At 61.6% G+C, this 14,136-nt stretch carries 16 protein-coding genes and 1 pseudogene; 2 read left to right on the top strand and 15 right to left on the bottom strand.

Annotated features, from left to right (window positions below):
* Positions 1-203: 203 nt before the first annotated feature.
* The 3 genes from BMX57_RS20045 to BMX57_RS20035 all read right to left on the bottom strand — a co-directional run bounded on the left by BMX57_RS20045 (position 204) and on the right by BMX57_RS20035 (position 1,776).
* Positions 204-707 (bottom strand): hypothetical protein, encoded by a 504-nt coding sequence (locus BMX57_RS20045; protein WP_092371628.1) that lies wholly within the window; start codon positions 705-707, stop codon positions 204-206.
* Between the two features lie 183 nt (positions 708-890).
* Entirely contained in the window at positions 891-1,166 is a 276-nt protein-coding gene (locus tag BMX57_RS21035) for a TniB family NTP-binding protein (RefSeq protein ID WP_268236054.1), read from the bottom strand.
* Positions 1,129-1,776: a Mu transposase C-terminal domain-containing protein gene (locus tag BMX57_RS20035; protein ID WP_229724306.1), complete on the bottom strand. Its 648-nt coding sequence runs from the start codon at positions 1,774-1,776 to the stop codon at positions 1,129-1,131. The genes BMX57_RS21035 and BMX57_RS20035 overlap by 38 nt, the downstream gene beginning before the upstream one ends.
* A 317-nt stretch (positions 1,777-2,093) precedes the next feature.
* On the opposite strand from BMX57_RS20035, the pseudogene BMX57_RS20030 reads away from it, so the two are divergent.
* Positions 2,094-2,273 (top strand): annotated as a pseudogene (locus BMX57_RS20030) (transposase domain-containing protein); the annotation flags it as partial.
* Here BMX57_RS20030 and BMX57_RS20025 read toward each other — a convergent pair.
* The 12 genes from BMX57_RS20025 to BMX57_RS19975 form a co-directional block, all read right to left on the bottom strand.
* Complete coding sequence (locus BMX57_RS20025; protein WP_229724305.1) at positions 2,265-2,528, bottom strand: hypothetical protein; 264 nt, start codon at positions 2,526-2,528, stop codon at positions 2,265-2,267. The pseudogene BMX57_RS20030 and the gene BMX57_RS20025 overlap by 9 nt on opposite strands.
* A 362-nt stretch (positions 2,529-2,890) precedes the next feature.
* The gene (locus BMX57_RS20020) at positions 2,891-3,850 is read right to left on the bottom strand and encodes a 2-hydroxyacid dehydrogenase (protein ID WP_092371625.1); all 960 of its coding nucleotides are present in this window, start codon (positions 3,848-3,850) and stop codon (positions 2,891-2,893) included.
* Positions 3,850-4,014, bottom strand: a complete 165-nt coding sequence (locus tag BMX57_RS20775; RefSeq protein WP_177175520.1) for a hypothetical protein — start codon at positions 4,012-4,014, stop codon at positions 3,850-3,852. The genes BMX57_RS20020 and BMX57_RS20775 overlap by 1 nt, the downstream gene beginning before the upstream one ends.
* A 19-nt stretch (positions 4,015-4,033) precedes the next feature.
* Complete coding sequence (locus BMX57_RS20015; RefSeq protein WP_092371622.1) at positions 4,034-5,383, bottom strand: amidase; 1,350 nt, start codon at positions 5,381-5,383, stop codon at positions 4,034-4,036.
* Positions 5,373-6,791 carry a TRAP transporter large permease gene (locus BMX57_RS20010; protein WP_092371619.1) on the bottom strand — a complete coding sequence of 473 codons (1,419 nt, stop codon included), beginning with the start codon at positions 6,789-6,791 and terminating at the stop codon, positions 5,373-5,375. The genes BMX57_RS20015 and BMX57_RS20010 overlap by 11 nt, the downstream gene beginning before the upstream one ends.
* Positions 6,788-7,372 carry a TRAP transporter small permease subunit gene (locus tag BMX57_RS20005; RefSeq protein ID WP_092371616.1) on the bottom strand — a complete coding sequence of 195 codons (585 nt, stop codon included), beginning with the start codon at positions 7,370-7,372 and terminating at the stop codon, positions 6,788-6,790. The genes BMX57_RS20010 and BMX57_RS20005 overlap by 4 nt, the downstream gene beginning before the upstream one ends.
* A gap of 84 nt (positions 7,373-7,456) precedes the next feature.
* Positions 7,457-8,587: a TRAP transporter substrate-binding protein gene (locus BMX57_RS20000; RefSeq protein ID WP_092371614.1), complete on the bottom strand. Its 1,131-nt coding sequence runs from the start codon at positions 8,585-8,587 to the stop codon at positions 7,457-7,459.
* 962 nt (positions 8,588-9,549) lie between these two features.
* A complete protein-coding gene (locus tag BMX57_RS20960) occupies positions 9,550-9,750 on the bottom strand; it encodes a hypothetical protein (RefSeq protein ID WP_229724304.1) in 201 nt (66 codons plus the stop codon).
* Positions 9,751-9,754: 4 nt separating this feature from the next.
* Positions 9,755-11,212 (bottom strand): mercury(II) reductase, encoded by a 1,458-nt coding sequence (gene merA / locus BMX57_RS19990; RefSeq protein WP_218142447.1) that lies wholly within the window; start codon positions 11,210-11,212, stop codon positions 9,755-9,757.
* A 52-nt stretch (positions 11,213-11,264) separates the two neighbouring features.
* A complete protein-coding gene (locus BMX57_RS19985; RefSeq protein ID WP_092371608.1) occupies positions 11,265-12,614 on the bottom strand; it encodes a dihydrolipoyl dehydrogenase family protein in 1,350 nt (449 codons plus the stop codon).
* A 162-nt stretch (positions 12,615-12,776) separates the two neighbouring features.
* A complete protein-coding gene (locus BMX57_RS19980) occupies positions 12,777-13,082 on the bottom strand; it encodes a heavy-metal-associated domain-containing protein (protein ID WP_092371605.1) in 306 nt (101 codons plus the stop codon).
* 12 nt (positions 13,083-13,094) lie between these two features.
* Positions 13,095-13,502, bottom strand: coding sequence for a mercuric transporter MerT family protein (locus BMX57_RS19975; protein ID WP_177175519.1), 408 nt, complete (start codon positions 13,500-13,502; stop codon positions 13,095-13,097).
* Between the two features lie 95 nt (positions 13,503-13,597).
* Here BMX57_RS19975 and BMX57_RS19970 point away from each other — a divergent pair, with 95 nt between their 5' ends.
* Positions 13,598-13,999, top strand: coding sequence for a MerR family transcriptional regulator (locus BMX57_RS19970; RefSeq protein ID WP_092371602.1), 402 nt, complete (start codon positions 13,598-13,600; stop codon positions 13,997-13,999).
* The last annotated feature ends 137 nt before the right edge of the window (positions 14,000-14,136 follow it).

The raw sequence follows: 14,136 nt of genomic DNA, 5'->3' as shown, positions 1-14,136 counted from the left end.
GTCCATTTTGCCGTCCAGTCCTCTGCCTAATCTCGACAGCAGGACTCGCACAGACAGCCTCAGAGCGGCAGGAGGGGATCGGCGAGGCGCTTACAATAAACTCGCGATGAATCTCAACAGACCCTAGTGCACCGACATGCGGCGAGGCTATTGCCGCCCCGAACAGGCAAATCGTGGCCCCGAACACATCCTGACGATCCGATTCACGGTCGATCAATTACCCGCAGTGTCGCAACCAATACGACACCGTATAGGACATGACCCACCAGCGCTACCCAGGTGATGCCGGTGAAATTAAGAAAGAAAGGAAGGCCTGCGATAGCCGTAATACCCCCAATGGCGAAAACCCACAGGCCGAAGCCATAGATCGCCGAGGGCAAAAACCAATTCGTCTGCCCCACGATATGATGCCAAATAGGTCTAAAGACGAACAACCAACCGACGGGATAACCAATCAGGCCAACAAGATAAAAATGTACGAAATATCCCGCGAAATCACTGTTCGGCAGGCCAAGGGTGCCAAGTAGGCTCTTGGCCAACCCGTGCGGTGACAGCCTCGAAAAGCCCAGGCCCGGGCTGATGATCTGACCCAACAGATCGAACGCGACGGTGGCGCAGAAACCTGCGATGAACATTAACCCTAGAGTGCGTGCGTTGAACGCTGTTAGTGAGCTTGTCGTGCGAGAGTCAGTGTCAGTTGTAGTCATGGCAATTCTTTCTTTGTATTGCAGGCGATCCAACAGACAGGGCCAATGCAATCACCAATAACTGGCTCAGTGACGTTCTAGGCAACTCCCGATTGATTTCCGCCTTTATGAGATCGGGTTACTTGTAGACACCCGCTACAATGACCAACCTACTGCCATTACGAAGGGATGTGCACCGCAGGATCAAATTTGTGAATATCCGTTACTGCCATCAGCACAAGGCGAGAGTGGTGCGTACTTGCGCGACAGATTGCGGGCGATCATCGTCTTTCCGATCTCGGACTCGCCATGCACAAGAAGGTCAGGCATACGGGTTTGCCGTGGCGCTTCGATCATACTCTGCAAACGGTCCAACACTTGTTCGGCCCGCGGAAAGCCGATCCAGATGTCCGATTGAATGAGGGCGATCCGACCGCCTTCCTCAGTTGTCCCTGCCCTCCAATGTCCCTTTTCTTTCACAGGATCGGCGTTCGGCCTTGGTCAGTCCCCGGCTTTCAGCCTCGATCTGGCGTTGCTGTCGGATCAGCTCAGCCAGGACCAGCTCATTGGACCCCGACTTTCCAAGGGCACGTGCCTTCCTCATCGCTTCGCGATATTCCCAGAGGGACACGGGCGGGATTTCCAGGTTTCGGTACCGCGCCTCGACGGACATACCATTGTCCAGTTCGACCCATATCACCGAGAGGTCGCGAGGGTCGTAGCGGACGACCACCTTTCCAGCCCCGCACCCAATATGGCCTGCAAGGGCATCGGACCAGTACCGTATCTCGAACAGATGGATGCCGTCCCGCCCGACCTTGCGCAGTTCGCTCGGCAGGAAGCTCACGCGAAAGGCGTCCATCTCGAAGGGAATGTCGCCCATCATTTCCTCTGACAGCGCCTCCCATTTGGCAACGGGCGTACAGCCAGGACTTGAACGAATGCTGTTATTGTAGCGGCAGATTTCCGACGCGAACCAGCGATCGAACTCGCTTATGGTCATCGTGGCCATGCCTTCGGCGTCATAGTCGCCCTTGGCCGCGACCGACGATTGCATTGTTCCCGGCAACAGGTGTACGGTCCCCATCATCGTGCCGATCAGCCTCTCGATGTGACCTCCGAAATGAGGACTTCCCGGCGGTCGATAGACCAGATCGATCCCCCATTCCGCTCATGCCGATCGGAAGGCCCGCGACCGGAAATAGCGGCCGCTATCGACGTGGATGCTGTGCGGTTTACCCTGTGCGGGCCAAGAAACACTGCACTCCAATTCCGCCAGGAGCTCCGCCTTGGGGGCCACCGCCTGTGTCAGGCAAAGCGCCATTTACAGACGCGAAGGGGCCTCGAGAGTGGCGTAGTATCCGGTTACCATCCGCGTTGCGATGTCGATCGCCAAGGTGACGCAAGGCCGGCCACGATGAAGGCGGTCGCGCCTGGGGCCGCATCGCCTCGCTGATCGAGACCTGCAAGATCAACGGCGTGGAGCCCTTCGCCTACCTGAAATCTACGCTCGAAGCGATCGCGGCAGGTCATCCAAAAAAACGCATCGACTACCTGCTGCCCTGGAATTTCCAGCCGTCAAGCTGAAAGCCCGGTGCTGTTCAGACAGCGCTTACGGTGGTTCGGCGTAACCGGCCGGTTACGCCCATCCTTTTCCGCCAGCAGCTTTATCCAACGCCAGACCGTCGCCCTGCTGACACCGAGTTCCCAAACGGCATCATTGACGCCGCCTTCCAGACTGCCAGTACCTTTGAGAAATGCCTGAACAAGCGGGGGCAGCACGGCAGCCCTGCGCGCCTCTTCCGCACCGACGGCAATGGAGTCTTCGCCATCATTTTCCATCGGAATATGCCGCACAAGCTTGTGAGCCCTGTCTCAGGTTTAGGGGCAAAAATATCGAAATTAAGGGCAAAATCTCATATCTAGGGGCATAGCACAGCCATTGATTTTATTGAGTTTTCCGTCTCACAATTAGGGGCTACGCGGCACCAACTTTCGGCTATTTCTCCAGGAATTGACACAACGTGAGCGTCTCCTGATTGCATTGGTGTGTGTGTCAGAAGCGCTTGGCGATCTGCCTTGAGTCCGAATTTGGAGATGGCCTGCTGGGTTGCCTGCAGAACACTTCCTGCTGTACCTGTTTCGGGGCATCGCGACTTGGTTGCCGGATGCGGTCGTGGGGGTGGTAACCTAGACCGGAGTTATTACAGCGCATCCTCGGGGTCGTCTCCGGAGAAGAAGGAATCGAGATTGTCGAGCGCGCAAAATCCCATCGCGTCGCGGGTCTTCGCGGTCGCGCTGCCGGCGTGGGGCATCATGACGATGTTTTCGTGACCCGCGAAGGCCTGATTGCCACCGGGCTCCGTCAGGAAGCAATCCAAGCCTGCCCCGGCGAGGTGACCTTCCTCGATCACCGAGAGCAGCGCATCCTCATCAACCAGCGCCCCGCGCGCGGCGTTGACCAAGATGCTGCCCTGCGGCATCCGGGCGAAGCGGTCGGCATTCATCATCCCCGTCGTCTCGGGCGTGGCCGGACAGTTGAGCGACAGGAAATCCGACACCTCCAACAGGCTGTCGAGCGTCTCGTGATAGGATGCGCCCTGTTCCAGATCGGGCGGGAGGCGCTGGCGGTTGTGGTAATGCACTTCCATGTCGAAGCCGCGCGCCTTGCGCCCCAGCGCGCGGCCGACACCACCCATACCCACGATCCCGAGCCGCGCGCCCGTGACCTGTTTGCCCACCATGTAGGAAGGCGACCAACTGTCCCACCCGCCGGAACGCACGATCCGGTCGCCCTCGACCGCGCGGCGCGCGGCGCCCAGCATCAGCATGAAGGCAAGTTCCGCCGTGGCATCGTTAAGTACATCCGGCGTGTTGGTCACGGTAATGTCCCGCGCCTTCAGCGCTTTGAGATCGCAATGGTCGGTTCCGACCGAATGGTTGGCAATGATCTTCAGGCGTGGGTCGAGACGCCCCGCGACCTCGGCGGTGAATTGCTCGGAATGGCACGGAATCATTCCGTCCGCCCGCGCGCTCATCTCCACGATTTCCTCCGCCGTACCGGGCGTGTCTTGGTCCTTGAGAATGACGTCGTAGTCTCGACGCGCCCGCTCGAGCGTCGCGGGGGACAGGTGGCGCGGGATCCAGATGACCGGGCGGGCCATCAGTCTTTTGAGTCGGTCTGGCTGGACGTGATGAAATCGTAGGCCAGGAGCGCGGCGGTGACCACGATCACGATCACGAGGTCCGGGCTCGGCACCTCGAAGGCAAGTATGCCGACGAAGATGGCAAAGACGACGAAGGCGAAGATGGCGAGGATGCGGTTCATGCGGTGTCCTTTCGAGACATCATCGGTCGGCCCATTCGTAAAGCCAGCGCGCCGTGCGCAGCAGCCGCGCATCGTTGCCGTGTGCGCCCACCAGTTGTACGCCCATGGGCATCCCGTTGGTGGCGGTCAGCAGGGGCAGCGTGACGACCGGCAGGCCGCAGAACGTCCAGAGGCTGTTGAAGACCGGATCGCCGGTGGTTTCGATGTCGCGCGGCGCGGGTCCTGGCGCGGCGGGGCAGAGGATCGCGTCGCAACGCTCGAAGATTTCACCCAGCGCTGCGTTCAGCACTGGCCTCCAGTCCAACGCGGAGAGGTAGTCGCGGGCGAGGACGGCATTGCCCTCCTCCATGGCGTCGCGGACTTCCGCGCCGAGCGTGGCGGCTGCATCACGCGCATAGCGGAAGTAGTGCCGCGCCATCTCGGCATAGTTGATGCGCCGACGTTCGCGCGCGGCTGCCTCGAACGGGCCGGGCAGGTCGAGCTCCGTCACTTTCTCGCCCAGAGCCTCGACCAGTTCGGCCAACGCGTCGCGCGTCTCCGGCTCCGCATCGGTCCATCCCGGCGGGCGGACGAAAACGAAGTCAGGCGTCACCGGCGGCCTGGACAGCGCCGTTTTCGACAACCGCGGGAAGGGGCGTGGTGCGGTGTCAGCATCGGACGGGTCATGTCCGAAGAGGACCTCAGCCAGAAGTGCCGCGCCTGTCGGGTCGGCGGCGAAGACACCGACGGTGTCGAGGCTGGGCGACTGCATGAGGATACCGCTCCGGGGGATCGCACCGAAGGTCGGCTTGAACCCGGTCACGCCGCAGAACGCGGCGGGTCGGACCACCGATCCACCGGTTTGCGTGCCCACTGCCAGCGGGATCATTCCGGCCGCCACGGCCGCGGCGGATCCGGCCGACGAGCCTCCGGCGGTATGCGCCGGATCGTGCGGGTTGCGCGTCTTTGACGGGCGCATGAAAGCAAGCTCTGTCGTGACGGTCTTGCCCATGATGACAGCACCCGCCGCCTTCAGCCGCGCGACGACGAAAGCATCCTCCTTCGGCACACGACCCCGGTCGGCCTCGGCGCCGTTCTCGGTCGGCATCTTGGCGGTATCGATAATATCCTTGAGCCCCACCGGCAGACCGTGCAGCGGCCCGATGGGCCGCCCGGTCACCCGCAGCGCATCCAGTGCGCGCGCCTGTTCCAACGCATGATCGCTCTCGAACCAGGCCCAGGCTTGAACCTCCGGTTCGCGCGCCGCGATGCGGGCGATGCAGGCCTGCACCAGCTCGACCGCTGACAGTGCGCCCGAGGCCAGCCTGTCACGCATCTCCAGCACCGGCAGCGCCAGGATCGCATCGGCGCGCTGGATTTCAGCGCCCATAGAACAGCTCCGGAAGATAGAAGACGATTTGCGGGAAGACGTACATAAGCACCATCGACACGATCACGCAGAACAGGAACGGCATGACGCCAGCGAATATCTGCGTGAGCCGGATTTCCGGCGGCGCGATCCCCTTGAGATAGTAGGCCGACATCGCCATGGGCGGCGTCAGGAAACTGGTCTGCAGGTTGAGCGCCACCAGGATCCCGAAAAACAGCGGGTCGATCTCGAATATCGCCAGAAGCGGCAGGAAGATCGGCACGAAGATGATGATGATCTCGGACCATTCCAGCGGCCAGCCCAGCAGGAAGATGATGAGCTGTGCGAGGATCAGGAACATGATCGGCGACAGGTCGAGCGATTGCACGAACTCCGAGATCACATGTTCCCCGCCGAGGTAGGAGAAGACCGCGGAGAAGGTGTAGGATCCCACGAAAAGCCAGCAGACCATCGCGGTGGTGCGCACCGTCAGGTACACGCTCTCGCGCATCCGCTGCCAGGTCATCGCGCGGTAGATGAATGCGAGCAGGATGCCACCCAACGCCCCGATGGACGCGGCCTCGGTCGGTGTGGCCAGCCCGAAGAGGATCGAGCCCAGCACCGCGAGGATCAGAAATGCGAGCGGCAGGAAAGACGTCAGGATCATCAGGAGCAGCTTGGTCATCGGCACATCGGGAACTTCGTCCGGGCCGGGACGCGGGGCCGAGGACGGCTGCAGGACCGACCGGCCAATGATATAGACCAGGTAGAGACCCACCAGCGTCAGTCCCGGAAGGAGCGCCGCCGCGTATAGCCGCACGATAGAGACATTCGTCGCCGCGGCGTAGACGATCAGCATGATCGACGGCGGGATCAGGATGCCCAGCGTACCACCCGCGCAGATGATGCCGGACGCGAATGACGGGTTATAGCGGGCCTTGAGCATCGCGGGCAGGGCCAGCAGGCCCATCAGTGTAACGACCGCTCCAACGATACCGGTCGCGGTTGCGAAAAGCGCGCATGTGATGAGCGCGGCGACACCCATCGAGCCGGGAATATTCTTCGACGCGATATTGAGCGTGGTGAAAAGCCGATCGACGATGTTCGACCGTTCCACGATATATCCCATGAACAGGAACAGCGGCACGGCCGTCAGCACCTCGTTCGACATCACCGTGAAGGTCTGATTGATGAAGAGATCGAAGATGCGGTTGTTGTAGAACCCCTCGAACCAGAGTGACCAGCTTTCCCAGTTGCCGGCAGCCTCATCCAGCCGATCGAAGCCACGCCATTGCCGGTTCGGGTCGAAATAGGCGTAGTAGCCGAAGCCGATGCCCATCGCCATCAGCGTGAACGCAATGGGAAAGCCGAGAAAGACGAAGACGATGAACAGCCCCAGCATCATCAGGGCGACTTGAGGATCCGTCATGGATGGGCGTCCTTTTCGGCCGTGTTGGCCTTTTGCATCATCAGGTCTTCGGTTTCGAATACATCCTCGCGTGCGGGCACCCACTTGTTGGTGCGCATCGCGATGATGCAGCGACAAACCTGGGCGATGCCCTGGATGAACAGCAGGATGCCGGCGGCGACGATGACCGTCTTGAATTGGTAGATCGGCACGCCCGCGGGCGAATTGACCGAAACCTCGCCGTAGCCCCAGGACCGCGACGCATATTTCCACCCCGACAGGATCAGGGCGGTGACGCCGGGAAAGAAGAAGAAGAGGTAGAGCACGAAATCGACCTTGGCCTGCGTGCGCGGCTGCCACAGACGGTAAAGAAAATCCCCCCGCACGTGGCCGCCCCGCGACAGCGTATAGGCACCCCCCATCATGAACAGCGTGCCGTACATGATGAAGGACACATCAAGCGCCCAGGCTGTCGGGCTGTTCAGCACGTAGCGGACGAACACCTCGTACCCCGTACCGAGCGCCATGAGCACGATCAGCCAAGCGAAAGCCTTGCCGAACCACGCCGACAGGTTGTCTGCGAAATGGATGAAGCCAAGCATCGTATCCCCCACCTCTCTACTGGTGCCCCCTCGGCGCGCATCGCGTCGGGGGGTCGCTTTTCGAGTCGCAATGCGACCGATCGCTCAGAGTGAGAGCTTTCCGGGGAAGTAGTGCTCGAAGGCAAGCGCGTAGTCCGGCGCATTCATCAGCTCATAGTAGCTGACCCGTTCCACCCACTCGCGCTGACTGTCGAGCGTCTTCTTCATGAACGCGTCGGCTTCCAGTTCCGGGATCAGTTCGTCCCAGGCACCAAGCTGGGCTTGCAGGATTTCGGACGAGGTGCGGCGCACCGTGACACCGTCTTCGTTGGCCAGCGTCTGCAGATCAGCCGAGTACCGGTCCATCGCCTTGGCAGTGTTGGCCGTCGACACCGCCTCGACACCGTATTTGAGGATCGCCTGCAGATCGGGGTCCAGGTCCTCCAGGAAAGACTTGGAGAACAGGAACTCGAAGCTTTCCGAGGCCTGATGATAGGACGACAGGTAGTAGTTCTTGGCCACGTCCTGTGCACCGAAGTCGCGGTCCGAGGACGGGTTGTTGAATTCGAACGCGTCGATGACGCCACGTTCCATCGCTGGCACGATCTCGCCCCCGGGAAGCTGCGCGACCGACATGCCGAGCTTGGACATCAGATCGGCCGCCAGACCCACGGTGCGGTACTTGAAACCGTTGAGGTCGGCGACTGTGTTGACCTCGCCCTTGAACCAGCCGAAGGGCTGCGCAAACATTGGAAAGCCGAGATACCCCTGGATGTCGAGGCCCATGATGTCCTGGGTCAACTCGTCATAGAGGGCTTGACCGCCGCCGGCGTAGAACCAGCTGAGCATCGTCGTGGCCGAACCGCCGAAGACCGGGCCGGTCCCGAAGAGCGAGGCGGCCTTGTTCTTGCCATACCAATAGACCGGTACCGAATGTGCGGCGTCGAGCACACCGTCGTTGACGGCATCGAGCACCTGAAACGCCGCGACAACGGCGCCTGCGGGCAGCACGTCGACCTGAAGTCGCCCACCGGACATCTCGCCTACGCGTATGGCGTAATCCTTGGCAAATTCATCCCAGATGTTGGCCGCTCCCCACGACGTCTGCATCTTGATGACGATGGGCGCTTGCGCCAGCACGGTCGGCGCGGCAAGGGTTCCGCCCGCAAGCGCACCTCCTGCTAGAGCTGATTTCCGCAGAAACGATCTGCGGTCGATAGTGTGGTTGCTAGTCATTTCTTCCTCCCAATTCGCTCTATTCAGAGCGCTTCATGCGCCGCCACCCAAGCCTCCCGACTCGGCCGGCCTGCCGAGCCCAGTCAAGGACCGCGACACAGGCCTGAAACGTAGCAGTCCCGTTGCAGAATACAAATACCGTTTGAGAAGGCCGAAATGGACGAGCGTTCCGGGGAAGATCAGTGCCGCTGTTACACAACCCGAGCCGGTGGGTGGCACGGCGGTAGGCGGCATAGTACGCCTGCACAAGTCAGCGCCAATTCGGGAGCCAGCAAGCCCTTGATGCTTCGTAAGCCATCCGCTCGAGATGCCTGAAGTCGGCTTTTGAAACAGTGATTTCGGGTTCTCGCACTTGCAGTTAACGACCGCTTGCCGCGCGACCCTGCCGAACAAAACTGAGGTTGGGATGGACTAGCATTCGGTCAACCCCGCATCCTCCAACTGCTCTCGATCAGGAAGATCGCGTTGGCTTTCCGGACTGAACGCCACCAGGAACTGCTCAGTGGGCACAAACGGATATGGCGCCGCGCGCCGGGGCGATCTTTGCCCGGTTGCGATCCGGTCTTGCGCATGCAGTCGATCGACTGGGTCACGGCTGACCTGCTTGTTGAAGATACCCTTGAACCTCTTCGCAGCTGATCGGCCGGTGCCAGGCAATCGCGGCCAGCGCCGTGATGTCGAACTCGCTCAAGTCAAGCAGCTGGGCGCCTGCACGCCCGCGACCCGGATTACGGGCGCTCAGGCAAGCCGTGTCTGCAACATCCAGCCGCGAGAACCGTCTGGCGCTGGGGCGTGCTGGCGAACGAAAACGCCCCATAAAGCCGCTCCGTGATGGCCGCGATTGCCCACGCGCCAATCCCGATCACCGCACCCAGCCACTTCCAGCTTTGGCCGCCAAGATCCACAAGGCCATACCCGTAGGCGAACACGGCCAGCACCATCACCAGGAAAAACGGTCCAGTTCAGAAACAGTGTCGCCGTTTGCACCGATGCGCGTTCCAAAGACAAGCTGTTCCCATCCAGATCAGCGCGCCGACCCAGACCCAGGTCCTGACCGGATGCGGCACGCCGATCGCCAGGAGCATCGCGGCGGTTGGCAAGCCCCAACCGATCAGCACCCCGGGAAGGGTCGAGAGAAAGTCGGATTTCTCGGTCGGCCCCATGAAGTCACCCCGCGCAGCAACTGAGCTTTGCCACATCCTTGTCAAAGGTTTGTGCGGCCAGTTTCAGCCCTTCAACCGTGGTCAGATATGGGAAGATCGTTTCGCCAAGTGCCCGTGTGGTCATGCCGAACTTAAGAGCCATGGCCAGCGTCTGGATGGCGTCGGAGCCCTCGGGTGCCGCGATCTGGCCGCCCAGCAGGCGGTCGGTTTTGGCGTCCGCGACCAGCTTGATAGCGCCTCGTGTATCGCGTGCGGCGGCGGCGCGGGGCACGTTGTCGAGCGTGATTACACTCGTCTTGACCTCGTACCCCGCCGTCTTGGCCTCGGCCTCCGACAGGCCAACGCCAGCCACTTGCGGGTCGGTGAACGCGACCCAGGGCATCGCCGCGTTTTCATAGCGCATCGGTTCCAGTCCAAGGGCGTTATTGATCGCGACCTTGGCACCATAGGCGGCCATATAGACGAACTGGTCGCGGTCGGTGACATCGCCTGCCGCCCAGACGCCGGCCCGTGTGGTGGCCATGTCTGTGCCGATCTTGATCGAACCTCGCGCATCGGTTTCGATGCCCAGAGCTTCTATCCCAAGGCTCTCGGTATTGGCGATCCGGCCGGTGGTCACAACCAGCCGTTCAGCGGTCAGAGCCTCGGTCTTTCCGCCGCGTTCGATAGTCAAAGTGACGCCGCCCGCAACTTTCGCGACCGAGACGTAAGTAAGGCCGGTCTCGACCGCGATGCCCTCCGACTCTAGCGCCTCGATCAACGCATCGGCCACCTCCGGCTCGGCGCCGGGCAGAAGGCGCGAGCGGGTCACCAGCGTGACCTTCACCCCCAGCCGCGAGGCCATCTGCGCCAGCTCGCAGCCGATATAGCCGCCGCCCAGCACGATGATACTTTCGGGCCGGTCTGGCAGGGTCAGCAGACCCGTGGAATCGAGCGTCTCCACGGTGTCGATCCCCTCGATCGCTGGCATATGCGGGCGAGAGCCGGTGGCGATCAGGATGCGCGGGGCAGATATCACCCGTCCTCCGACAGCGACGCCACCCTCGACCAATCGCGCCGAACCCTCCTCGATATAGGTGACGTTCTCATAGGCGGGCAGCAGATCGATGTATTTCTTGTGCCGCATTTCATCTACGAGATCGGAGGTGCCTTGTACCAGTGCGCCCCAGTTCACAGCGTGGGTGCAGGGCGCGATGCCCGGGAACCGGGCAGCGGACGCGCCATCATGGGCCGCTTCGGCGGCGCGGATCATCGCCTTGGATGGCACGCAACCGACATTCACACAGGTGCCGCCGATCGTGCCATGCCCGACAAGAGCCACGCGCTTTCCGGCCCCGGCTGCCGTGATCGAGGCGGAGAACCCGGCCGAGCCGGCGCCAACCACGATCAGGTCATAGCTGTCGCTGCTGGCGTCTTTGGTCGAGCAGCAGTCGTCCGCTTTGACGGTCTGGTCCATTTTCATTTCCCTTTTTTTGACAACCGGCGCCGTCCTCGTGGCCCGGTCAAAACTCGTCTCACACCATCGACCCGATGTCGGAAGCGTAGCTCGGATAGGCGAAGATCATCGCCTTGATCTGGTTGGCGGTCTGTCCGGCGCCCATGGCCATGGCGAAGAGGTTGATCTGTTCCTCCGATCCCGGCCCGATCAGATGCGCGCCGAGGATCTGCCCGGTGCCCTGTTCGACCAGAACCTTGAATCCGGTGTGTTTCGCGCCGACGCGCAGCGACGAATACCAGTCCCCGGTCTTCTCGAAATGCACATCGAATTTCAGCCCCTGATCCCTGGCCGCCGCTTCCGACAAGCCGACCGTGGCCACCATCGGCAGGGTGAAGACAACCGACGGGATCGGCGGGTATTTGATCTCCCTAGCGTCCTCTCCGGCGAGCAGGTTTTTTCCTGCGATGCGTCCCTCTGCCGCGGAGACCGGGGTCAGGTTCAGCCCGCTGTCGGCGCAATCACCAGCGGCGAATATTGCCGGGTTGGTGGTGCGCATCGCCTCGTTCACCTTGATGCCACGGCGTGAGTATTCGACACCGGCGGCCTCGAGGTTCAGGCCCTCGATATTGGGCACTCGTCCCGTGCCATGCACCACCAGGTCGCAGGTGACGGTTTCGGTGCCGTCCGGCCGCTCCACCGTGACGGTGAATTCGTCGCCCTGTTTCTCGATCTTCGCCACCTTCGCCTTGGTGCGCAGATCGATGCCAAGTTCCTCGGTGCCTTCGACCAGCATCCCGACCAGGTCAGGATCGAAATTGCCCAGGGGGCGGTCCGCCATTTCCAGCACGGTCACTTCATTGGACCCGGCGCGTTTGACGATATGCGCGAATTCCATGGCGATGAAGCCGCCGCCGACAAAGGCGATGCGGTCGGGCCGCTCGGGCAGTTCCAGGAACTCGGTGCTGGTGGTCAGATGCTCTTCGCCGGGGATGTTCAGCGTCATCGGCCGCGCGCCGGTGGCGATGTGGAAATGCTTCGCCGTCAGGGTTTCGCCGTTCAACTCGATCGTATCGGAGCCGGTGAACCGTACCTCTCCGTGCAGGACGTCAATTCCCGCCTTCTCCATTCCGCCTTCGATGCGCGGCGGCATGTTGTCGGTGAAGCTGCGCTTGAAGGCGATCATGTCGGGCCAGTTGACCGAAGGTTGCGCCTCCAGGCCCTTACCTTTCATGTTTTCCGCCCATTCAACGCCCTCGGTGACCGCGATCAGCATCTTCTTGGGATCGCAGCCGCGCAGGGCGCAGGTGCCGCCATGGGGTTCGCTGTCGATGCTGGCGACGCTCCAGCCTGCATCCGCGGCCATCCGGGCGACGCCATTTCCAGCGGTGCCGCCGCCGATCACGATGAGGTCGTAGGTCCTGGTCATATTCTGCTTTCCTTTCCGGCGACGATCACCAACAGGAACGGCGTGAAGCCACAGAACGCTGCAACGACGCCGCCGATGAGGCCGCGCGGCAAAAGCGTCGCGGGTTCACTGGTCATGTCTTACATGCTGTCTCCGGCAACGGGTGCGGGTGTGCGAGCGCTATCAGGAATCGCCGGGCTCGACGATTTCCGCCGGATAACCGTTGGCCAGAACCGCTTCGATGATCATGTCGGGGTTGGCCGCCTGATCGTCGAAGGCCACGACGTAAGTGCCCGTGCCAAACTCCTCGCCTTCCCGGAAGTCGATGATCTCGACCGTGGGCACGCCGCGCATCGCCGTTGCAACCGTGAACGAGCATGTCGGGCATGTCAGTTCGCCGACCCCGATATTGATGCGCTGTTCGGCGGCGCTGGCGGGGAAAGCTGCGAGAGTTCCAACGACCGCAAGGGCAAGATGCAGTGACTTCATGGGTTTGGCCTTTCAGTAGGACAGAAGGTATGGGGTGAGATAGGGAAAGATCATCGCCACGGCGACGATGGCGGCTGCAGACCAGAGAATGGATCGCATCAGTGTCCGGTTCACGGGACGCGTGCAGGTGCCATCCGCGCAGACTTCGGCCGGGATCGGACGGTAGGCCTTGTAAAATCCATAGCCGATGAAGGCGGCACTCAGCGCGAAGGTGATCCATTTGTACTGGTAGAGAACGCCCAGCTGCGCAATGAAAACGCCGGTCACGCCGAAGCTGACCAGCACCAGCGGCAGGATGCAGCATGAGGTCATGGCCAGCGCGCCAAGCGCGCCGAGCCAGGTTGTCGCCCATGCGTTTTTGTCGGCGGACCCTGTTTCGTCCATGGCCGTCTGGCGGCCCGCGGATGTGGTTTCAGTCATGGTTCGAATCGTCCTTGCCTCGTCGATGATCCCAAACTAGAGTCTGCAGTTGGTACAGGCTCAAGGGGGCTGATGTGAAAAATCATCACGGATCGGTGAAGATCCTGAGGCGCGGAGATCTGGCCAAACTGACCGGATGCAACCTCGAGACAATCCGCTACTACGAGAACATCGGCGTCATGCCCGAGCCGCCGCGCACGTCTAAGAATTACCGGGCCTATGACGAGAGCCATGTCGGGCGTCTGCGCTTCATCATGCGTGCGCGCGAGCTGGGGTTCACGCTCGACGAGGTTCGCGATCTGCTCGCATTGGTCGATGGCGGGGCCCAGACCTGCGGCGAAGTGCAGGTTCTTGCGAATGCGCATCTTGCCTCAGTCCGCGCCAAGATCGCCGATCTCAAACGCATCGAACGCGTTCTGTCTTCCACAGTGGCGCAATGCACCGGTGACGATGTGCCGGACTGCCCCGTGATCGACGCGCTGACGGAAGTGACCTGAAGGGCCATAGTTGAGGGCGCCCACGCATGTCAGTCATGCGGAGAGGCTGTGTGGAAACGGGCTGGGACTGCGCGGATTCTTAGGCGTCCGGTTTTGGACGCGACTTTCGTCGTTGATCCTGTGTGATCCTTCAGATT

The organism is Cribrihabitans marinus (genome assembly GCF_900109035.1).
In the GTDB taxonomy this organism is placed as follows: domain Bacteria; phylum Pseudomonadota; class Alphaproteobacteria; order Rhodobacterales; family Rhodobacteraceae; genus Cribrihabitans; species Cribrihabitans marinus.
Note: the sequence above shows the minus strand (reverse complement) of the source record. Positions and strands in the feature narration are given on the sequence as shown.